This is a genomic window from Stenotrophomonas bentonitica (assembly GCF_002887735.1).
Taxonomy (GTDB): Bacteria; Pseudomonadota; Gammaproteobacteria; order Xanthomonadales; family Xanthomonadaceae; genus Stenotrophomonas; species Stenotrophomonas bentonitica_A.
In genome coordinates this window covers 24,456-44,206 of sequence record NZ_PKQP01000015.1, presented here as the reverse complement: position 1 = coordinate 44,206, position 19,751 = coordinate 24,456, and the positions used below count along the sequence as shown (strand labels likewise).

The following is a 19,751-nucleotide window of genomic DNA, read 5'->3' as shown; positions in this document are numbered from 1 at the left end:
CCCTGGGCGATTCACCTGCGTGCGAAGAATCAGGCCGCCGTATACCGGTGTGCGATGCCTGCACGGTGCACCATGCCCTGACTTCTTCCAATTACATCGGGTCGGTCCTGTCTAGGCGCTTCGCCGGCCTGAAGCAAAAACAAAGGGGGGGCGAGACTGGGAGTACCTTGGACGTCGTAAAACACGCAAACATGTTCGTTCTGGTTGACAGTCTGTCGTTAATGCGGGGTATATGTTCCGATTTAGATCCAATATGGTAGGGCTTGATCCCTCCCCTCCCCTTTCTCTCATGCTGCAAAAAACGCTGCTTTATCTATTCGACCCGTGGTGCGGGTTGTGCTACGCCGCCGCTCCGGCGCTCGACGCGCTGACTAACGACTCCTCTATCGAACTGATGTTATTGCCAAGCGGTCTATTCACAGGCCGTGGTGCTCGCCCGCAGAATCGGGAATGGGCAGAGTACGCGTGGTCTAACGATCAGAGGATTGAAGCACTGACCGGGCAGGTATTCAGCGAGGCGTACCGTCAGCAGGTGTTGCTCGGTCCGCATGGCAGCTTCGATTCGGGTCCGATGACCCGTGCACTGACCTTGGCGCGCGGCCTCGACAGACGCCTGGAGCTACCGCTGCTCCACCACTTCCAGCGGCAGCGGTACATCGACGGCCGGGAGACCAGCAGCGCGAGGGTCGCTGCGGCCATCACGTCCGGCTTCCTTGAGCGGCATGGATACGCTTCTGACCCAGTGGTGTTTGCCGAGCAGCTCAACGCTGACGATGCGCTGGCCCTTTTGGCTTGCGAACGCATCGATGAAACTCAGCGCATGATGGAGAGTGAACAGGTCCGGGGCGTTCTAAAGCTGTATCTCCAGACTGCTGGCCAGCTGCAGCCGGTGAGCTCTGAAGTCCTCTATCAGGGAGCGGATGCCGTTCTCGAAGCCATCGCCGTGATGCGGCAAATGCCTGCATAGATCGATAGCTGATATCGAGCACTTCGGTGCCCCTGTCTCCACTGCCCAGCCCTCTCTCACAGCGGCGCCGTCTACACGGCATTCGCCAACAGGAGTACTTATGAAATCAGTCGTAGCCAGTTCATTCGGCCCTGCGCCCACCATGCACATTGAACAACGGCCAGTACCGTCGCCACGTGAGGGCTACACGTTGGTTCGCATGCACGCTGCTACCGTTAACCCACTTTCAAGCCAGGTCCTCGCGGGTATTGTCGAGCACGCACGCGCACCATTGGTGCTGACTAATGACGGTGCCGGTATTGCTGAACACAGCGGCGCTTTTGAGCCAGGAACACGCGTGGCCATCTACGGCGGTGCCGCACTCGGCGTTACTGAGGATGGCCTGCAGCAGCAGTGGGCATTGGTGCAGGACAAGCGCATCATCCGCCTTCCTGATTCCATCACCCTGGATCAGGGGGCCGCCTTTCCCATCAACTACGTCACCGCCTACCAGGCTTTGACCCGCATTGGACAGGTGAAGGACGGGCAGACAGTGCTGATCTCTTGAGCGTCCGGGTCCGTGGGACACGCACTGATCCAGATGAGCAGAGCGCTGGGAGCCATGCCGAGTGCCGTCGTTTCCTCGGCCGCCGAGGTTGAACGAGCGAAGTGGTCTGGTGCTGAGGTTGTTGTGGATCTGGCCGAAGATGATCTGCGTGCAAGCGTGCTGAGAGGCACCGGCGGGAAAGGTGCAGACCTGGCCTTGGATCCAGTTGGTGGCAAGGTGCTCGGCCGCTCCCGCTCCACCCGCCCGGGCCCGGGCAGAACATGAACAAGCCTCAGCTTGCTGAGAACTATGATGCAAGGTATCTTCCCGGCCACGTCCGTATGGGTCGAAGCAGCACGTGACTTCCCTTGCCATCCACGCCAAGCGCTACGCCTTGGCACTGCTACTTGCAGTGCTGGTAATAGTGCCTGTCGTCGATGCTTCGGTCTGTTTCTCTGAAGAGCAGTCCCATCAGGAAGTAGCAGGGCCAGGCGAGAGGCACTCCGACAAGGCACACCCAGCCTGTGGTCATGGTCATTGCCATCACAGCAGTGCATTCGTGGCGTCTAACGGATTTGCGCCGGGCGAGGCGCCACTGGATGAGGGTGGGCACGTGTTCTACGAGCGGCCCGTGGCGCCCCACACCCCCGACAGGCTGATTAGACCTCCCAGGGCTTGATCGCGACCCAGGCGCTAGGCGCCTGTTCGTCCTTCTGCGATCACCCTTAGCGGATCTTTCCATGATCACATCTTGTTTCTGGGCGCTTTGTGCGTCCGGCCGACGCGTGCCTGCTCGCGCAGTCGCCGAACGGCACCGTGCCGCCTCTAAGAAGGCGGCTTGAATGCCCCTCTCAATATCTACCTACCTCCGAACTCCGCGCGGTCAAGCGGCACTGCTGATGGCAACCGCTACGGTGGTCCTCGGTGCGGGCCTGGGCCTGCGCGACCCTTGGCCTGCCGATGAGCCGAGATTCGCCTTGGTTGCCTCCCAAATGGTGGACAGCGGAAACTGGCTGTTCCCACGCCGCGGTGGAGAGCTGTACGCAGACAAGCCTCCGCTCTTCATGTGGATCCAGGCTGCCCTGCTGCAGCTGACCGGAAATCTCAGGATTGCCTTCCTGCTTCCCTCGGTGCTGTCAGGTATCGCATGTGTGTGGATGACCTACGACCTAGGACGGCGCTTGTGGTCCAAGCAGGCCGGGATCTACGCAGGTTGGGCGCTACTCCTCGCCGTGCAGTTCACTCTGCAGATGAAGCGCGCGCAGATCGATCCCCTGCTGCTTGCATGGGTCACCTTGGCCCACTACGGCCTCATTCGGCACATTGTTCGCGGTCCGGATTGGCGGATGTGGACCGTGGCGTGGTTTGCGGCCGGGTTGGGAGTGATCACCAAGGGCGTGGGAGTGATTGCACTCTTCATGCTGGTTCCAGCCCTGGCGCTGACGTTTTCCAGGAAGATGAGTGCTTCTTGGATAGGTGATCGACGCGCGTGGCTGGGACCCCTGGCCTTGTTGGTCGCGATTGGCATCTGGCTCATTCCGATGCTGATCGCTGTATGGATCCACCCCACCCAAGAGAACCTTGAGTACGCGCGTAACATCCTGTTCCGCCAGACGATCCAGCGTTACGGAAACTCATGGCATCACTTCCAGGCACCGTGGTACTTCCTCGTAGTTATAGCTACGTCGTGGTTGCCAACGATCGCCCTTCTTCCCTGGGCGGGGCCAAGCCTCTACAAAGGGCTTTGTCGCTTTGACGAACGTCTATGGCTTCCGGTCGGCAGCCTCGCCCTGATCGTACTGTTCTTTTCAGTTCCTGCAGGAAAGCGAGACATGTACATCCTCCCCGGCCTGCCGATGCTGTGCTTGGCGCTCGCTGCGTCTCTTCCAGACATTGTCGGAAGAGTCGGAGTACGAAGATTGGCGACCGCGTTTGTCTCGCTCCTGGGTACGGCAACGGCGACCTTGGGGATATGGATGCTCGCTTCCAACCCTCGGTTCGAAGTGAAGCTTCTCACTGAGCGTGGCTCTAGTGAGGACTCGCACTCGATCGCCATCCTGGTCCTCCTCGCCTCGTTGCCCTTGCTGGTTGGTGCGGCTCTCTCACTTTCAGGCAGCGCCTGGAAGGGGCTGCTCACGGGGATGAGTGGTTTTTGGGTCGTCTACGGGTTTGCGGGTCCCAGCGTCCTGAACGAGGCAAGCTCATCCCGGGGGCTCATGGAACAGGTGAGCACACGCATCGGACCTTCGGCGCAACTGGGACTGGTCGGTTGGCGCGAGCAGCAATTGCTCATGTCGCAATCAGCCACGGCGGAGTTCGGCTTCAATCGGCCTGCTAGGCAGCAGCTTGCCACGGCATTGAGTTGGCAGCAGGAGCGCCAGGACGTGCGTTGGCTGCTCATTGAGGGGTCGGTGCTAGAGAACTGCGGTGATCGAAGGCCGGATCCATCCTTGCAGTTTGGAGTAGCCAATCGAAGAACCTGGTGGCTCATTCCGGCTGGAGCTCTATCGACATGCGAAACCTCAATTCGCTAGACCTCGCCGCCGCTTCCGAGTGTCGAGGGCGTCAGGTCCTTTGCACCTGTACTGCCCCTCTGAGCGCCCCTTAAGTAGACCCGCGAGCACAGCGACTTCGGTTTGCACAGCGCCGGCGTACTCGCCATGAGCGCGTCTGCGGGTCCATCAAACGGAAAAACAAATGGACTACTTGAAAAAATGCTTCAGCCGGAGTGATCGGCAAGGCCGAGCTGTCTCAGATCCACTCGGTCGGCTTGGGAGGCATGTCAGGGGACCTCAGCTGGGGATCAGTACTCTGATCATCGTTGTGGCGTTGTACTTCACGTTGTTCCTCAACAACGCCTTCTTTGCAGAGGTCATCGCCAAGAGTGGTGTTGATGGAGCGGCCCGTGCGCTGCTTCTCTTGTCAACGGCAGCGATTCTTACCTCCTTGAACGTACTCTTTCTTGGGTTGTTGTGCACTCGATGGACGGTAAAGCCCGTCGTTTCCTTGCTTCTTGTCGTGTCCGCTGCTGCCGCCTACAACTCAGACAATTACAGCGTCTACTTCGATGCAAGCATGGTGCGAAACGTGCTGAAGACTGACAGCGCAGAGGCTGGCGAGCTGCTGACCTGGGGATTCTTCCTTGCGGTGTTGATGAAAGGCGTGTTTCCAGCCGTCGTGGCATGTACGGTTCGGATCCGGCGTCCCTCCAGTCTGGCGAGCGCCGTACTTGCTAGAGTCCTTCTGCTCGGCGTTTCTGTCGTGGTCATAACTGGCGCGGCCTTCGCCTCGTTCGACAACCTGTCCTCGCTCATGCGTAACCACAAGCCAGTCAGGTACTTGGCAACACCCGGAAACTATCTTGCTTCCATTGCCAAGGTTGTCCGAGAACAGACGCGAGCCGAACGGGGTCCGATTCAGGTGGTCGGTCCGGACGCCAGAATGAAGCCCCATCCACCAGGTGCGAAGCCACACTTTCTGGTCATAGTCGTAGGCGAGACGGTTCGCGCGCAGAACTGGGGACTGAATGGATATAGCCGGCAGACAACGCCACAGCTGGCGGCATCGGACGTTGTCAACTTCTCGGACGTGACTGCCTGCGGGTCAAATACTGAAGTTTCCGTGCCTTGTATGTTCTCGGTGTATGGAAGGCGAGACTACGATCGAGACAAGATCAGGGGCTCAGAGTCGCTGCTTCATGTGCTTGAGCGAGCTGGCATCAAGACGTTATGGCGGGACAACCAGACAGGTTGTAAGGGGGTTTGCGCGGACCTGGCGTTTGAGTCCTTCCGCGTGCCTATCAAGGATGGGTTGTGCGATGGCCAAGCGTGCCGCGATGAGATCATGTTGCGGGGATTGCATGACGCGATCGATGACAATCCGGGTGATGTTGTGGTCGTTCTGCATCAGCTGGGGAACCACGGGCCGAGCTACTACAAGCGATATCCCGAGGTTCTGAGGAGGTTCACGCCTGACTGCCGCAATGCAGATCTGGGCAAGTGCACACGCCAGCAGATCGTCAATGCGTATGACAACGCAGTTCTTGCAACAGATGACTTCTTAGGAAAGGCCATCCGCATGCTTGAGCAGGATCAAAGCCATGACACTGGATTGATCTACGTATCCGACCACGGTGAGTCACTGGGCGAGGCGAACGTCTATCTCCACGGTCTCCCCTATGCCATTGCTCCCGACACTCAGATCAAAGTGCCCATGGTCATGTGGATGTCCGAGGGCATGAAGAGCAGCAACAACCTGGACCTTCAATGTGTCCGGGACCGATCAAAGCGGCCGGCCAGCCACGACAACCTCTTCCATTCTGTACTCGGCCTCATGCAGGTCCGGACGAAGTCGTTGGACGAAAGCCTGAATCTTTTCTCCGGTTGTTCCATCAACTCCGGGTCCACCCCATAACGGGCGACAACGAGCACGCTGCTGGAAGCGCCCAGCAGCGGCTCTTGGGGTCCTAAATTAAGGAAGCAACGCTGCGGAGGCAGGCGCGGCAGGCTTACGGGGTGATCTGATGCGCAGTGACGCAGCCGGGCGCTTGGCGGCAACATATGCCGAAGCAGAGGCTGCGTTGCGCCGTTATGAACTGGCCAGCGAAGCATTGGCGTTGATTGAACAGGACGCTAAGGCCGTGGCTGCGATGGTCAGCGAGGGCCGTGAGCCCAACCTGCGCGGTGTGCAGGCACGGAGCGAGGTCGCCAATGCGAAGGCAAGCCTGGATGAGGCCGAGGCCTACCGGGATGCGGCGCTTGCGCGCCTGGCCGGGGTGTCCTTGGTGGACAGTCCCCTGACCGACATCGGTGAAAGCCTGCTTGACCGCGTGCCCTCTCACCCAGTCGCTATTGAGGCACCCCCGCTTGCCGTTCGCATTGCACAGGCTGAAGCGGAGGCCTCCGGTCGCCTTATAGATGTCGAGCGCAAGCGTGCCTTGCCACAATTGAGTGCGTCCGTGGCTCAGACGCGCTTCCGCCAAGCAGGCGACCAGGCCTACAACGTGGGCATCAGCCTTTCGATCCCCCTATTTGACCGTAACCGCGGTGCGATCCAGGCCGCCTACGCGGAACAACGTGCTGCCGAAGCGGTTCTGGTTGCTCAGAAGAGTGACAGTGAAGCAGCCCGCTTGGGGGCAGTTGCGAGTCTCAAAGCATCCAACAGCCGCGCACGGGCCGCAGATGAGAGCGTACAAGCTGCAGACGAAGCCTATCGGCTGGCCCGCATCGGATTCGAGGCAGGTCGTATATCGCAATTGGAGCTGCGTAGCACGCGATCAACCCTGATCGCTGCTCGTGGCAGTGCTGTGGATGCCCGTCTTAGCCGGGTGGCAGCAGAAATCGACCTCGCCCGCCTTGAAGGGCGCGCACCGTTTGTGGAGGCAAAATGAACAAGTACGGAAACAAAACGCTCATCGGAGCGACGCTGTTGGCTACCTTGCTGATGACCGGCGGGCTGACCGCATGCAGTGGCGGTGCCCAGGAGGATGCTAAATCCAGTGGTGCCCAGGCAGAGAAGCCGGCTGGCAAGGATGACGGTCACGACGATCACACAGCTGACGCTAAGCCGGGCTCCGCCGAGGCGCACAGTGAGGGTGATGGCGATGGCGATCACGGCGAAGAGGAGGCCGAGGAAGGTGTAGTCAAGCTGACCCCTGACCAGATCAAGGCTTCTGGCATCGGCGTGGTGGCTGTCGGGCGCGGCGGTGGCGCATCGACCCGCCTAGCTGGGCGCGTCGAGCCGGCCATCGGGGGGCGTGCTGCGATCGCATCAACGGTCACCGGCCGCGTTGAACGCGTGCTTGTTGCACCTGGTACGGCCGTCAAGAGCAACCAGCCCCTGGTGATCGTTGTCAGTGGAGAAGCCGCGACGTTCAAGGCCGCCGCTACTGCCGCAGCGGCGGAGGCCGAAGCCATCCGCCTGGCCTACGGCCGCGATAAATCCCTTGTCGAGCAAGGCGTAGTGGCACGCCAGGAGCTGGAGGCGTCGCGTGCGCGATCTTTGGCCGCGGATGCTGCCGCTAGTGCTGCACGTGCGCAGGTTGCGGCCAGCGGGTCTCCGGACAGTTCCGGCCGGGTGACCATCTCGAGTCCTGTCGCTGGCTTGGTTGGCAACGTCCAAGTGACGCCCGGTGGCGTCGTCTCAGCTGGGACGCTTGTTGCGGAGGTTTCCAATCCCGACATGAATGAACTCGTATTCACTGCACCGCCAGCACTGGCCACTCTCGCGGTGCCCGGAATGAAGCTGGAAGTGACTGGCCCGGGCGGAAGCTTCGAAGCTGAGGTCATTGCCGCCGCTGCGAATGTGATGCAGCAGGGCGGCACTGCGACCATTCGCGCCAAACCAATTTCGGAGAAGTTGCCACCGGCCGGCTCCCCCGTTTCGGCCGTCATCATCGCCGATGGCGCCGCCGGAGGCATGAGCGTGCCGGCAGATGCGGTCCAAAGCGTTGATGGCAGAAGTGTTGTCTTCGTTGCCGTCGAGGGTGGTTTCAAGGCAACGCCGGTACTCGCTGGCCGTCGTGCAGGTAATCGAATCGAAATCCTTAGCGGCCTGACGGGTAGTGAGCGCCTCGTAGGCGCCAATGCCTTCCTGCTCAAGGCCGAACTGGCCAAGGGTGAAGCCGAGCACGGCCACTAAGGGAACTCATACACCATGTTCAAGATCATCATTGAAGCAGCGGTCAAGTTCCGCTGGCTCGTGGTGTTTCTGGCTGCATTGATTGCCTGCTTTGGCTTGTTCCAACTGAGCAAGCTGCCAGTCGATGCTGTACCAGATATCACCAACCGCCAAGTTCAGATCAATACCATCGCACCTGCCCTTACTCCGGAGCAGATTGAGCGCCAGGTTACCTATCCTCTGGAAACGGCCTTGGCCGGAATCCCGGGTCTGAACACCACTCGTTCCCTGTCACGCAATGGCTTCTCTCAGGTCACGGCGATCTTTACTGATCAGACCGACATCTATTTCGCCCGCCAGCAGGTGGCAGAGCGGATGCGGGAGGCTGCCGGAGATCTGCCCGAGGGCGTGTCCCCCATGCTCTCCCCGGTTACAACCGGGCTGGGCGAGGTTCTCATGTGGACGGTGGACTTCAAGCCATTTGACCCCAAGAAGCTAGCCAAGCCCGGCCAGGCTGGCTGGCAAGAAGGTGAGGTTTACCTGACACCAGAGGGCGATCGACTTGGAACCGCCCAGGAGCGCGCAACGTACCTGCGTACTGTCCAGGACTGGATCATCGCACCACAGATGCGCTCCAGCCCCGGCCTGGCCGGTGTTGATACCGTAGGTGGCTACGTCAAGGAATACGGCATCTACCCCGACAGCGCTCGACTGGCGGCATACAACCTGGGTCTGGCCGATTTGGTCCAAGCTCTGGAACGCTCCAACGTCCAGGCTGGTGCCGGTTTCGTCCAGCGTGCGGGCGAAGGACTGGTCGTTCGGGCCGACGGCCTTGCCCTGACGACCGACGACCTGGCTCAGTCGCCGGTTGCCACCAAGGACGGCGTGGTGATCCGGGTGGCCGATGTTGCCGAGGTCGGGATGGGGCGCGCCCCACGGCTTGGTGCAGCTAGCCGAAACGGTCATGAGGCAGTACTGGGCACGGCACTCATGATCGCTGGCGGCAACAGCCGCACCGTCGCTCAAGCTGCTGCTGAGCGTCTGGCACAGGTCAATGAATCCCTACCCGCCGAGATCTTCGCAGAGCCAGTGCTGGACCGTAGTGTGCTGGTTAACTCCACTGTCAAGACTGTCGCCAAGAACCTAACCGAAGGTGCCCTGCTGGTCGTCGTTGTGCTGTTCCTGCTGCTAGGCAACCTGCGTGCGGCAGCCATCACCGCCTTGGTTATTCCGCTGTCGTTCCTGTTCGCTGTTATCGGCATGAACAAGTTCGGTATCAGCGGCAACCTGATGAGCTTGGGAGCGCTGGACTTCGGCATCCTTGTAGATGGCGCGGTAATTGTGATCGAGTCCACCCTGCTGATGCTTGGGAAGAGGCGTGCCGAACTTGGCCGACCCCTCAATGCAATGGAGCGACTGCGTGTGGCCGCCGACTCGGCGAGGAAGATGGCGCGTCCTGCAGCGTTCGGCCAGGTGATCATCCTGTTGGTCTTCGCACCGATCCTTACGTTGGAAGGTGTGGAAGGCAAGACCTTCCACCCGATGGCCGCCACCTTCCTGCTCGCCCTCGTTGGCGCGTTCATCTTCTCCTTTACCTTCGTACCGGCGATGGCTGCCCTGCTGGTCAGGGAACCCAAGCTCCATGCGAATAAGGAGGGACACGAGGGCGACCAGGACGAAGAACATGAGACAGCAATCATCCGCGTCCTGCGCGGCCGTATTGAACCGGCGATCCAAGCGGCGATTCGTAGGCCCAAGGCAGTGTTCGCTAGCGCCCTTTTGATGCTCGGGATGGGCGTGGTCGGCTTTACGATGCTGGGTCGAGAGTTCATGCCAACCCTTGATGAGGGAAACCTCGCCATGCAGGCATTGCGTGTGCCATCGACGTCGCTTGAGCAATCGTTGGCTATGCAGTTGGCGCTGGAGAAGGCTATTGCTGCTGAACCAGAGGTCGTGACGGTCTTCTCGCGGACCGGTACCGCAGAAGCAGCTATCGACCCCATGCCGACCAACATCTCCGACAGTGTGATCGTACTTAAGCCAAGAAAGGAGTGGCCAGACTCTTCCCTGAGCAAGGAGGATCTGATTGCGAGGTTTGAAAAGATCGCCGCCTCGCAGATAGGCAACAGCTTTGAATTCAGCCAGCCCATCGAGCTGCGCTTCAATGAGCTGATCTCAGGTGTACGTACGGACTTGGCCGTCATGATCTACGGCGACAACTTCGAGCAACTGCAAGCTGTTGCCGACCAGATCGCGCTGAAGCTAAGAAACGTTCAGGGCTCGGCAGATGTCCGTGTTGAGCAGATTTCCGGCCTACCCACCCTCAATGTGGCGATCGATCATCTTGCAGCTGCGCAGTATGGCCTCACGGCGGCGGACGTAAGCGACGCGCTTTCAACCGGTATTGGCGGCGCCGCGGCAGGCAAGATCTTCGAGGGTGACCGCCGGTTCGATGTTGTTGTTCGCCTCAGCGACGACGCACGCAATGACCCCGATCAGCTCGCATCGCTGCCGATTGCAACGCCTACTGGGGGCATCGTCCCGCTCTCCTCTGTCGCACGCATCGAGATCAGCGAGGGGCCGAACCAGATCAGTCGAAACAACGGAAGCCGCCGTGTCGTGGTGCAGGCAAATGTTCGCGGTCGTGACTTGGGCGGGTTTGTGGGAGAGGCCCAGGCGGCGGTGAAGGACGTACAGCTTCCACCGGGCGCGCACATGACGTGGGGCGGTCAGTTCGAGAACTTGCAGCGGGCTGAAAAGCGACTCATGACAGTTGTTCCGATTGTCTTCCTGCTGATCGGCAGCCTCCTGTTCATGGCATTGGGCAGTGCAAAGGAGGCGGGTTTGGTGTTCACCTGCGTCCCGCTTGCCCTAGTTGGCGGAATTCTCGCATTGCTGGTGCGTGGTATGCCGTTCTCGGTATCGGCCGCTGTCGGATTCATCGCTGTATCGGGTGTTGCGACGCTGAACGGATTGGTGCTCATGCAAGCCATCAGAGAGAGGCTTGATGCTGGTGACAGTCCACTGATCGCGGCAATGAACGGCGCCGGCAGCCGAATTCGCGCTGTCGTGACCACCGCGCTGGTGGCGATCGTCGGCTTCATTCCTATGGCCATTGCCAGTGGGTCTGGCGCTGAGGTGCAGAAGCCTCTCGCGACGGTGGTCATTGGCGGCCTGTTGACCGCCACAGTGCTCACACTGCTTGTGCTGCCGACATTTGCGGGCCGTTTGTCCAAGCCAGATCCCAAAGGGCAACCGGAAACTGCCCACTGATTGATGGAATGTTTGGGTCCGGCAGCGCATCTGCCTGCCGGACTTCCCGATCCATTTTTATGACGTTGGAGGGAACACATGAACCTGACCACAGAAATCGAACTGCCGCTACTACTCCCAGGCGTCGCTCGCGACGACAGCTGCGTGCAGAGGCTGGTCGATGGCCTTGAGGAAATGAACGGAGTATCGCGCGTGCACGCGTGCGAGGGTGGCGAGGGAGCTCTCGGAATGCTCTGCATTCATTACAACCCCGAGATCGTCTCGCTTCAGCGAGTGCGAGAGGTGGCGGCATCCATGGGCGTTGAGTTGGGTGATCGGTATGGCCACCTTTTCTTGGAGCTTGGTTCGGCCGTTCACGCACGAAAGGCAAGGACAATTGCGGCGCAAGTGCAGGCCGTACCAGGCGTCATTGAAGCCACCACCAGCCCAGCTGGCGGCATAAGTATCGAGTACGAGAGAGCCAAGACAGGCGAGGCGGAGCTGAGAGCGAAGCTTGACGCGCTGGGTGTAGCGCAAGAGCCACCGAGTCCGAGGGGAGATTTGAAGGATCAGCGCGAAGGACACGATCACAAGGACGGACAGGACCCCGGTCATTCCCACGGGGGCCTCCTGGGTGGCAATAGTGAGCTGATCTTCTCACTTGCTTGCGGCCTGCTCCTGATCGTGGGATTTGCGATTGAAAAGCTTGGGTTGACCCAAACGCCCTGGATTCCCACAGCGTTTTACGTAGCAGCCTACGTCTTTGGCGGCTGGTTCACGCTTGGCGAGGCGATCGGGAATATCAAGCTAAAGCGCTTTGAGATCGATACGCTGATGCTGGTTGCAGCGGCAGGCGCAGCCGCGCTCGGCGCATGGGCCGAAGGCGCTTTGCTTCTGTTCCTCTTCAGTCTCGGTCACGCCCTTGAACATTACGCGATGGGCCGGGCGAAGCGTGCGATCGAAGCTCTCGCCAAGCTTGCCCCTGAGACCGCCAAGGTACTGAGGGATGGACGGGTGGTTGAAGTCCGGGTTGAAGCCTTGATACCTGGAGACGTCGTGGTCGTACGTCCCAATGACCGGATGCCGGCGGACGGATTCGTTATCAAAGGGGCTAGCAGCGTTGACCAAGCCCCTGTCACCGGGGAAAGCATCCCGGTCGATAAGCTGGCAGTCAGTGACCCTGCCCTGGCACGGGTTCGGTCTGATTCGGTGGCAATGGAGTCACGTGTTTTCGCCGGCACTATCAATGGCTCTGGCGCCTTGGAGGTTGAAGTCACGCGTAGATCAGGGGAATCCGCCCTCGCTCGCGTCGTCAAGATGGTAAGTGAGGCTGAGACGAGGAAGTCGCCCACGCAGCGCTTTACGGACAAGTTCGAGAGAGTGTTCGTTCCTGCGGTATTGATTCTGGCTGCACTCCTTCTCTTCTCCTGGGTTGTGGTTGATGAGCCATTCCGTGACAGCTTCTATCGTGCTATGGCAGTTTTGGTAGCAGCGAGCCCCTGCGCACTGGCCATAGCCACGCCAAGTGCTGTTCTGGCGGGGATCGCAAGAGCCGCACGTGGTGGTGTACTCATCAAAGGTGGAGCGCCGCTCGAAGAGTTAGGAATGATCCGCGCCATCGCGTTTGACAAGACCGGAACGCTCACCCAAGGCAAGCCGCGCATCACCGATATCAAGGTCATGCAGGGGGCAACGGAGAAAGAGTTGCTCCAAATTGCGGTGGCCGTAGAGGCCCTCAGTGACCACCCGTTAGCTGCAGCCATCGTTCGCGACGGGAGCGCTCGACTGGGCGACATCCAGGTGACGGGCGCGACGGATCTTACGAACTTTGCGGGGAGCGGCGTTCAGGCAAAAGTGAACGGCATCAGCGCCTGGATCGGAAAAGCAGAGATGTTCGGTAACGGTAGCATTGGAGCTCTCACCACTGACGCGCAGTCTGCTATCGATGTACTGCGCGAAGCTGGGAGAACGACCATGGCGGTTCGCCTGGGCGACCGGGACCTGGGCATCATCGGGCTGATGGACACGCCGCGCCCAGAGGCACGTGAGGCATTGGAAAAGTTACGGAGCTTGGGCATCCAGCGGATGATCATGATCTCCGGTGACCATCAGACTGTTGCCCAAGCTGTAGCAAGGGACGTCGGTTTGGACGAGGCATGGGGCAATCTCATGCCCGACGATAAGGTAAAGGCGATCCGTCAATTAAAAGAGACGGAGCGGGTGGCGATGGTGGGCGACGGCGTAAATGACGCACCTGCAATGGCCAGTGCAAGTGTGGGTATTGCGATGGGAGCGGCCTCTTCCGATGTCGCGCTGGAGACTGCTGATGTTGCCCTCATGTCCGAGGACCTGAAACAGGTTGCCTTCGCTGTGGAGCTCAGTCGTCGCACCCGAGGGGTGATCCGTCAGAACGTCTATGTCAGCCTTGGCGTTGTCGCACTGCTCGTTCCAGCCACAATCATGGGTCTTGGCATTGGTCCCGCCGTAGCCGTGCACGAGGGCTCGACGTTGCTGGTGGTGTTCAATGCCCTTCGGCTTCTCGGCTACCGTCAGTCCTGACATGCGCCTTCTTGTCATTGACCGTGATCTCCGGGTTGCCAAGGCGATTTTCGAGTATTTCGAGTGCAGGGGGCATCAGCTCGATGCTGCGGGAGACGGCGTCACAGGGCTGCACCTTGCAGTGTCTAATACCTATGACGCAGTCGTCTTGGATTGGACGTTGCCGCGTATCGAAGGCCCTGATCTGATCAGCAAGCTGCGGTCTGAGCATGGTGTATCGGTACCAGTTCTGATGCTTACTGAGAGGCGGGAGCTGTCCGATAAAATTCGTGCCTTCCGTTCTGGGGCGGATGACTATGTAACCAAGCCATTTGACATCCCGGAATTGGAAGTCCGGCTTCAGGCGATAGTGAACCGCGCCCAAGGGCGTCCGGCCACCAGACGGCTGACAGTCGGTGGCCTTACTCTCGATCTGGCAACGTTGATAGCGACCAGGGAAGGAAGGCAGCTGCGGCTCTACCCTGGATCCCGAAAGTTGCTACAAGTTCTGATGCGGGCGAGCCCTTCGGCTGTGAGTCGCCAAGAGCTGGAGCACGCTTTATGGGGGGACGATCCGCCAGATCGGGACCTGCTCCGATCTCATATGTCCGCCCTCAGACGAAGCGTTGATGGGGGGTTCGACGAGAGGTTGATACATACGCTGCCACGCTTTGGCTATCGATTGGGGGCCGAGATGATCGTTTCGGGCTCGCCAAGAAGAGCCTGCACGTCGGATGTAGCAGCTCTATGCGAAAAGTAAGCCAAGCTGTATGGCCTATCGTGTCGTTCCTTGCGATGGCCACCTGGGGCGTGGTGGCTATGGAGCCTTTCGCGCCGGGACCGGAGGAGAGGATGCTCTGGATCCCAGCCTGTATCACGCTATCCAGCATGGCCGCAATGACGGTGGCTAGCCTTATTCAGGACATGTTTGCATTAGCCCGAAGAAGTTGGGGGCAGTTCCTGAGGAGATATCCCAGCGTGTGCCTTGAGGCACTGGTCTTGTTGGCGGCTCCATTCCTTCTTTACACGCAGCAGTCTGGTTGCCAGCTTCTGTGCCCCGCATTAACGGCAAGCCTTTTACTGATTCTTCTGTCGGCTGTAGAAACGCTTTCCACCTCGGTTGTCTTCAGGGTTCGCACTTCGCCGACGTCGTTGATAATGCTGGCGCATTCCGGTGCAGGCATGTTTGCGACGTATATGTTTACCAAGGGGCTGAAGGTTACCTCGCCCATTAGTCATTTCTGGTTCTTTGGCTCCGTCCTTATGAGTGGCGTGCTGTCTTTTCTCATTGCTCGGTTCTGGACCAACCTGCTCAGAGGTGCGACGGTGGGGTATTCAACTGTAGTTGAAAGGATCATTAGGACCTTCAGCGCGGAACCGTCTGCTGCCCAGTGGATTACAAGGCATGTGGTGACAGGGGGTAGGAAGCAGAAGGCAGCGAAAGGCCGATGCAGAACCATAAAACGCAAAAAGTAGCCAGACGTACGTCTCATCTGACGGCGTAACGGATGGCTCTCGTGAGGGCCGTTTAGCCGCCTGAGCCTTTTTTCTGCTTTCATCAACTGCGACCAATTATCATGGGCACAAAGGTTCTCATTGGACCGGCCAAGATTTCGTAGACATCTCAGAGCCATAAGCAATGGAAGCCAGAGAGGTGTCTATGGCGAGCAAGCAGTACACGGATGAGTTCAATGCCGAAGCGGTCAAGCAGGTTACCCAAAGGGGCTTTGCTGTAGCCGAGGTTGCCAAGCGGCTGGGGGTCTCATCCCACAGCCTTTACCAATGGCTCCGCAAGGCCAAGAGCGAGGCCTTGGCGGGCACACCAGAGGGGTCGATGTTGCCCACGCCCAAGGACTCAGCCGAGGTGCGTCGGTTGAAGGCCGAGGTGAAACGTCTGACTGAGGAGCGCGATCACTCCAATTAGAGAAGACATATGAAAATGCTGTCCCTTACACTTGGCACGCTTTCGGCGCTAGGCCTCCAGAGCAACGCAGATGCTGCAGGCGTCTCGGGCGCGACGACGTCGTTCCAGCAGATACGCAATGCCACGGCTAAGATTACGTATGGCGAAACCGTATTGCTGGTGGACCCTATGCTGGCCTCTAAAGGCGCCTATCCAGGCTTCCCGGAAACGTATCGCAATGAATTGCGCAACCCGACCGTCGAACTTCCCTTCGACACCGGTCAGGTGCTCAAGGGAGTGGATGCGGTGCTTGTGACACATACCCACTTGGATCATTGGGATCCCGCCGCTGAGTCGCTGATTCCGAAGCAGATGCCCGTATTCGTCCAAAACGAAGTTGACGCTAAGCTGCTGAGGGATAAGGGTTTCAAAGACGTCCGGATCCTGCGTCCGCGCGAAATTTTTGGCGGAGTGGCTATCTCCCGCACTGTGACTCAGCACGGCTCGGATTCAATGTACGCGATTGAGTCGCTGGCGAAGAGACTTGGCAGTGTTATGGGTTTGGTCTTTGAAAAGGCTGGTTCACCAACGATCTACCTTGCTGCTGATACCGTCTGGACGAATGAAGTACAGGATACGATCAATCGCTATAAACCGGATGTTATCGTCCTCAACACTGGCGATGCTCGCATCACGGGTTTTGATACGGGGATCATCATGAGTTCTGGGGATACACTTAGGGCGCACACGCTCGCCCCTAATGCGAAGATTGTGTCCGTGCATATGGATGCCGTGAACCACGCGACTGTCTCCCGCGCCGACCTGCGGCAGTACGTTATCGAAAATTCGCTCCAAGGCAGCGTCTTGATTCCTGAAGATGGTGAAACGCTCAAGTTTTGACCCCGCCACCTCTGGCGATGATGCGTTAGCGTTGGCCGCTGCAGCTGGATGGATCCTCTGCGTATGGGGCAGGGCGATAGCTTTGATTTTGCGCCGGCTCGAAGAAATAAGGCCGGCCACGGGATCAAGCTACTGCACATCTCGATAAATTCGGTAGACCAGCGGCGACCTCTAACGCAGGGGATGAGCTGAATGCTCAACGTGAGTATTGGCACATCATCGCCAAAGCCGGCCAGCGAATGGCATGCCTACTTGATCCAGATCCGGGCGCCGCCCTCCAGCTCAACGCAGTCGGGAGTCTCGACGGCATCGACCAGCGTGATCCATTTGAAGAGCTGCAATTCGACGCTGGGGATCCTGTTCACCTGGGCGTTGCTCATCATGGATCAGGTACCTCACGGGTCTATTGCGGCGAGTGGGATCCGGGGCAGGACTGCACCCTGCCCCGCTTGCGGATGATCGGGCTGGCCTAGCTAATCGCACCGGTCATCGGCCTACCCCGAGCGCGCCTTTCGGACCGGTTTTGCCTTGGTTCGCGCGGGCGCTGCCGGCGGTGTGAGTGCAGCGCGCACTTGCTCGGGCAGATCGCCCAAGCGCTCAAGCTGGCTGGCATAGGCGCTTGCCAGCGCGCTCTGGATGTCCCGGTCGCGCAGTGCCTGGGCGGTGGTCTGTTCAGCCTGCTGGCGGGCCGCGCTTAGGTTGCTGAGCTCACGCTGGTGCTGAAGGGATTGCGCGGTGACGCTGTGCTGGAGCTGCTGCAGCGCCTGGCGTGCCCGGTCCACCTCGGTCAGTGCGCGGTCTTCGGTGGCGCGGAGATGCGCCAGCAGCTCATCGCGCTCGGCGGTGTGCTGGTCGGCCTTCTGCGCCAGCTCGGCGCGCAGCGCGGCCACCTGTTCCTCCAGGAGTTCGTTGCGCGTGGAAGTGCCGTCGCGTTGGCGGCGCAGGTCGTCGCGCTCGTCGTGCAGCTGGCGCAACTGTTCGCGCAGGGCGGCGGCGCTGGTCTCAGCCGTACGGGCCTCGTGCTGGGCTTGAGTCAGCCGCTCCAGCGCTTGGGTGCGCTCATGCGCCAGCACGTCCTGCTGGCTGGCCACGGCGGCCTGCGCCGCGTGCAAATCGGCGCGTTCGCCAACCACCAAGGCCTGCGCGTGGTCGGCGGCGGCCTCTAGGGCGGCGGCCCAGCAGCGCTGCGCCAACGCGTCCACCTCCGTCGGCACGTCCGGGCGGCCCTGCTCGCGGGCGCGCTGCCGCAGGCGTGCGCCGACGCTGGCCCACCAGCTGTCCAAGTGACGGGTCACGGTATTGGGTGAACCGGTGCCCAGGTGGGCGCGGATGCGTTCCACCGTGGGGCGATCGCCTCCGGCGATGAGGTCGTCGGCGGCCTGATGGACGGTGGAGACCGCCTTTTCTACGCTGAGCGAGCCAGCCTGCCCGAGGCTCCCACCGACTTCGTTCGTCAGAGCGTCTACCCGCTGCTCGACCGCGGCGACGCAGCCCTGCCGGATGCCGTCCTGACTACCGAGCTGCGCGCCTTCCTCAGCGAGACCGACGCGCTGGCGGTGATGGCGGATTTCCCGAACGATCTCCAGCTGCTGCGGTATGCACTGGATGGTTTTGAGCTACCCGATGACCAGGTTGCCGCATGCGGACCCCGGCCGGCCCCGGTCATGACATGCATGTCGAAGGAAGGCCTTCCTGGGCTGCTGGTCGAGGACTGGTTCGCAGCCCATCCGGAACATAGGGCCAGGCGCCACCATGCGTTGGTGGACGCGCAGGCCTTGCGGATGGCCTGGCTGGTGGCGACCGGCCGGATCTCTGCTCCGGCGTGGGCCCACTCCTACCGCCGCGCCCGGGGATAGCGGCATAGCGTCCATCCCCGGTATGCTTGCCCCATGAACCGCCTGAGCCAGCTCGACCCTCGAATACCGGCGTGATCGCATCGATCGATCACGCCCCTGTTGCTCATGTTGGTCAGAGGGCCGGCCTTATACCCCGGTGAGAGCACGCGCCAGATAAGCGCGTACACGTCGGTTCGATTCCGACCAGGGGCACCACCGTCAACGACGGAAAAATGCTTCTACTTGAGGGTCGGCAGGGATTCGTGAGAAAAACAGCCGAATCGGCTCTATCGCCATGATTCAACGAGGAAACACCCCTCGACGTCAACAGTTCGTGGATTACAGAGCTAGGCTTGATCGAACCAGAAGTCGCGTGACAGAGGCATTGCGGAAGTACTGCTCAGGCACGCGTGCCCTTCTTGAATATTGGATTCAAGAGTTTCCACGCTCCTGACCCAACGGAAACCCTCAACAAGAAGGCTCCGACAGTCGCCTGACCCATTGCAGTAGTTCCTAGTGCGGGATCGTCCGTCCAGCGTCGACGTCGGCCAAACCCTCGCGGGTCTGCCGATCCTTCTCCTCCTCGGTCAATTCCGGTATGTGATCGCCGCCGTGCTCCCTTCTGAGGCCGACACGCCAGCCGCCCCGGCCGCATCCCCCTGCTGCGGCGGATGCCACCGCTGAGTCCGCGCGATGGCTTGATCGTGATCAATGCCAGTCGGCCCCAAGAGGGCTAGACTGGCAATTATGAGAGCTCGCACGTCCCCTGCCCTGATCTGCCCAGCGTCCGCAGGCGCTGCTTCGGGCGTGCGGGAGCTGTCATGGTGAAGCTGCTGAGGCGATGGCGGCGACCCCGTCCTCGTGCCCGACTGGCATGGCTGGGACTGTGGGCGCTGCTGCTGCAACAACTGGCGCTGGTGGCCTACGCCTGTCCGCTGGAATCGGTGGATGCTGGACAAGCGACCCTGATGGTCGGTTGCGAAGAGATGTCCGCGCCGGATCCCGATGCTCCGGCGTTGTGCGACCAGCATTGCCAGCGCGATCACATCGCCACGGCCGATGCGAAGGCCCCTCAAGTGCCTTACCAGCCCGCGCTGGCCGCCTCCGCGCTCGTGCAGGCTCTGTTGCCACCGGTACACGCACGTTCTATCGGGATGTTCCGGTGTGCGTGTCCGATCCGCCCCCCCTGCAGCGCTTCTGTAGCCTGCTGAT

General features: G+C 60.3%; 16 protein-coding genes, 1 tRNA gene and 1 pseudogene. 16 read left to right on the top strand and 2 right to left on the bottom strand.

The genetic code is table 11. The features are described 5' to 3' along the window. Nucleotides 1-253: 253 nt before the first annotated feature. The 13 genes and pseudogenes from C0R07_RS18670 (at nt 254) to C0R07_RS18610 (ending at nt 16,704) form a co-directional block, all read left to right on the top strand. Nucleotides 254-967, top strand: a complete 714-nt coding sequence (locus C0R07_RS18670; RefSeq protein ID WP_167390412.1) for a DsbA family protein — start codon at nt 254-256, stop codon at nt 965-967. Between the two features lie 100 nt (nt 968-1,067). Next, nucleotides 1,068-1,514 (top strand): quinone oxidoreductase family protein, encoded by a 447-nt coding sequence (locus C0R07_RS19800; RefSeq protein WP_146027639.1) that lies wholly within the window; start codon nt 1,068-1,070, stop codon nt 1,512-1,514. Nucleotides 1,515-1,526: 12 nt separating this feature from the next. After that, nucleotides 1,527-1,778 carry a zinc-binding dehydrogenase gene (locus tag C0R07_RS20325; RefSeq protein ID WP_350469485.1) on the top strand — a complete coding sequence of 84 codons (252 nt, stop codon included), beginning with the start codon at nt 1,527-1,529 and terminating at the stop codon, nt 1,776-1,778. 614 nt (nt 1,779-2,392) lie between these two features. Further along, nucleotides 2,393-4,027, top strand: a complete 1,635-nt coding sequence (locus C0R07_RS18655) for an ArnT family glycosyltransferase (protein WP_167390411.1) — start codon at nt 2,393-2,395, stop codon at nt 4,025-4,027. 163 nt (nt 4,028-4,190) lie between these two features. Beyond that, nucleotides 4,191-5,906 (top strand): phosphoethanolamine transferase, encoded by a 1,716-nt coding sequence (locus C0R07_RS18650; RefSeq protein ID WP_102789639.1) that lies wholly within the window; start codon nt 4,191-4,193, stop codon nt 5,904-5,906. A gap of 109 nt (nt 5,907-6,015) precedes the next feature. Beyond that, a complete protein-coding gene (locus tag C0R07_RS18645) occupies nt 6,016-6,882 on the top strand; it encodes a TolC family protein (RefSeq protein WP_254427896.1) in 867 nt (288 codons plus the stop codon). Further along, entirely contained in the window at nt 6,879-8,132 is a 1,254-nt protein-coding gene (locus C0R07_RS18640; RefSeq protein WP_102789638.1) for an efflux RND transporter periplasmic adaptor subunit, read from the top strand. The genes C0R07_RS18645 and C0R07_RS18640 overlap by 4 nt, the downstream gene beginning before the upstream one ends. A gap of 15 nt (nt 8,133-8,147) precedes the next feature. Continuing rightward, on the top strand, nt 8,148-11,384 hold the full coding sequence (locus C0R07_RS18635) for an efflux RND transporter permease subunit (RefSeq protein ID WP_102789637.1): 3,237 nt from the start codon (nt 8,148-8,150) through the stop codon (nt 11,382-11,384). A gap of 78 nt (nt 11,385-11,462) precedes the next feature. Continuing rightward, on the top strand, nt 11,463-13,922 hold the full coding sequence (locus C0R07_RS18630; protein ID WP_102789636.1) for a heavy metal translocating P-type ATPase: 2,460 nt from the start codon (nt 11,463-11,465) through the stop codon (nt 13,920-13,922). Between the two features lies 1 nt (nt 13,923). Further along, nucleotides 13,924-14,661, top strand: a complete 738-nt coding sequence (locus tag C0R07_RS18625) for a response regulator transcription factor (RefSeq protein ID WP_080341495.1) — start codon at nt 13,924-13,926, stop codon at nt 14,659-14,661. Nucleotides 14,662-14,696: 35 nt separating this feature from the next. Further along, nucleotides 14,697-15,377, top strand: a complete 681-nt coding sequence (locus C0R07_RS18620; RefSeq protein WP_101098470.1) for a hypothetical protein — start codon at nt 14,697-14,699, stop codon at nt 15,375-15,377. Nucleotides 15,378-15,561: 184 nt separating this feature from the next. Continuing rightward, nucleotides 15,562-15,813, top strand: a pseudogene (locus tag C0R07_RS18615) (transposase); the annotation flags it as partial. A 21-nt stretch (nt 15,814-15,834) separates the two neighbouring features. Next, nucleotides 15,835-16,704 (top strand): MBL fold metallo-hydrolase, encoded by an 870-nt coding sequence (locus tag C0R07_RS18610; RefSeq protein WP_232767548.1) that lies wholly within the window; start codon nt 15,835-15,837, stop codon nt 16,702-16,704. A 248-nt stretch (nt 16,705-16,952) separates the two neighbouring features. Here C0R07_RS18610 and C0R07_RS20240 read toward each other — a convergent pair whose 3' ends face one another. Further along, nucleotides 16,953-17,084 carry a hypothetical protein gene (locus C0R07_RS20240; RefSeq protein ID WP_269801247.1) on the bottom strand — a complete coding sequence of 44 codons (132 nt, stop codon included), beginning with the start codon at nt 17,082-17,084 and terminating at the stop codon, nt 16,953-16,955. 114 nt (nt 17,085-17,198) lie between these two features. Next, nucleotides 17,199-18,068 carry a DNA-binding protein gene (locus tag C0R07_RS20070; protein ID WP_428991917.1) on the bottom strand — a complete coding sequence of 290 codons (870 nt, stop codon included), beginning with the start codon at nt 18,066-18,068 and terminating at the stop codon, nt 17,199-17,201. Here C0R07_RS20070 and C0R07_RS20200 point away from each other — a divergent pair. From C0R07_RS20200 to C0R07_RS18595, 3 genes are all read left to right on the top strand, one after another. After that, nucleotides 18,024-18,560, top strand: coding sequence for a hypothetical protein (locus C0R07_RS20200; protein WP_254427894.1), 537 nt, complete (start codon nt 18,024-18,026; stop codon nt 18,558-18,560). The genes C0R07_RS20070 and C0R07_RS20200 overlap by 45 nt on opposite strands. A gap of 92 nt (nt 18,561-18,652) precedes the next feature. Then, nucleotides 18,653-18,755: transfer RNA gene (locus tag C0R07_RS18600), tRNA-Ile, on the top strand. A gap of 605 nt (nt 18,756-19,360) precedes the next feature. Continuing rightward, on the top strand, nt 19,361-19,750 hold the full coding sequence (locus C0R07_RS18595) for a hypothetical protein (protein ID WP_224096875.1): 390 nt from the start codon (nt 19,361-19,363) through the stop codon (nt 19,748-19,750). Nucleotide 19,751: the final 1 nt, after the last annotated feature.

Bases quoted from the DNA above. Each gene is read 5' to 3' on its own strand.
- C0R07_RS18645 (WP_254427896.1), top strand. From the start codon at position 6,016: ATGCGCAGTGACGCAGCCGGGCGCTTGGCGGCAACATATGCCGAAGCA.
- C0R07_RS18625 (WP_080341495.1), top strand. From the start codon at position 13,924: ATGCGCCTTCTTGTCATTGACCGTGATCTCCGGGTTGCCAAGGCGATT.
- C0R07_RS20240 (WP_269801247.1), bottom strand. From the start codon at position 17,084: ATGAGCAACGCCCAGGTGAACAGGATCCCCAGCGTCGAATTGCAGCTC.
- C0R07_RS18650 (WP_102789639.1), top strand. From the start codon at position 4,191: ATGGACTACTTGAAAAAATGCTTCAGCCGGAGTGATCGGCAAGGCCGA.
- C0R07_RS18655 (WP_167390411.1), top strand. From the start codon at position 2,393: ATGGCAACCGCTACGGTGGTCCTCGGTGCGGGCCTGGGCCTGCGCGAC.
- C0R07_RS18595 (WP_224096875.1), top strand. From the start codon at position 19,361: ATGGTGAAGCTGCTGAGGCGATGGCGGCGACCCCGTCCTCGTGCCCGA.
- C0R07_RS18635 (WP_102789637.1), top strand. From the start codon at position 8,148: ATGTTCAAGATCATCATTGAAGCAGCGGTCAAGTTCCGCTGGCTCGTG.
- C0R07_RS18670 (WP_167390412.1), top strand. From the start codon at position 254: ATGGTAGGGCTTGATCCCTCCCCTCCCCTTTCTCTCATGCTGCAAAAA.
- C0R07_RS18620 (WP_101098470.1), top strand. From the start codon at position 14,697: ATGGCCACCTGGGGCGTGGTGGCTATGGAGCCTTTCGCGCCGGGACCG.
- C0R07_RS18610 (WP_232767548.1), top strand. From the start codon at position 15,835: ATGAAAATGCTGTCCCTTACACTTGGCACGCTTTCGGCGCTAGGCCTC.
- C0R07_RS18640 (WP_102789638.1), top strand. From the start codon at position 6,879: ATGAACAAGTACGGAAACAAAACGCTCATCGGAGCGACGCTGTTGGCT.
- C0R07_RS18630 (WP_102789636.1), top strand. From the start codon at position 11,463: ATGAACCTGACCACAGAAATCGAACTGCCGCTACTACTCCCAGGCGTC.
- C0R07_RS19800 (WP_146027639.1), top strand. From the start codon at position 1,068: ATGAAATCAGTCGTAGCCAGTTCATTCGGCCCTGCGCCCACCATGCAC.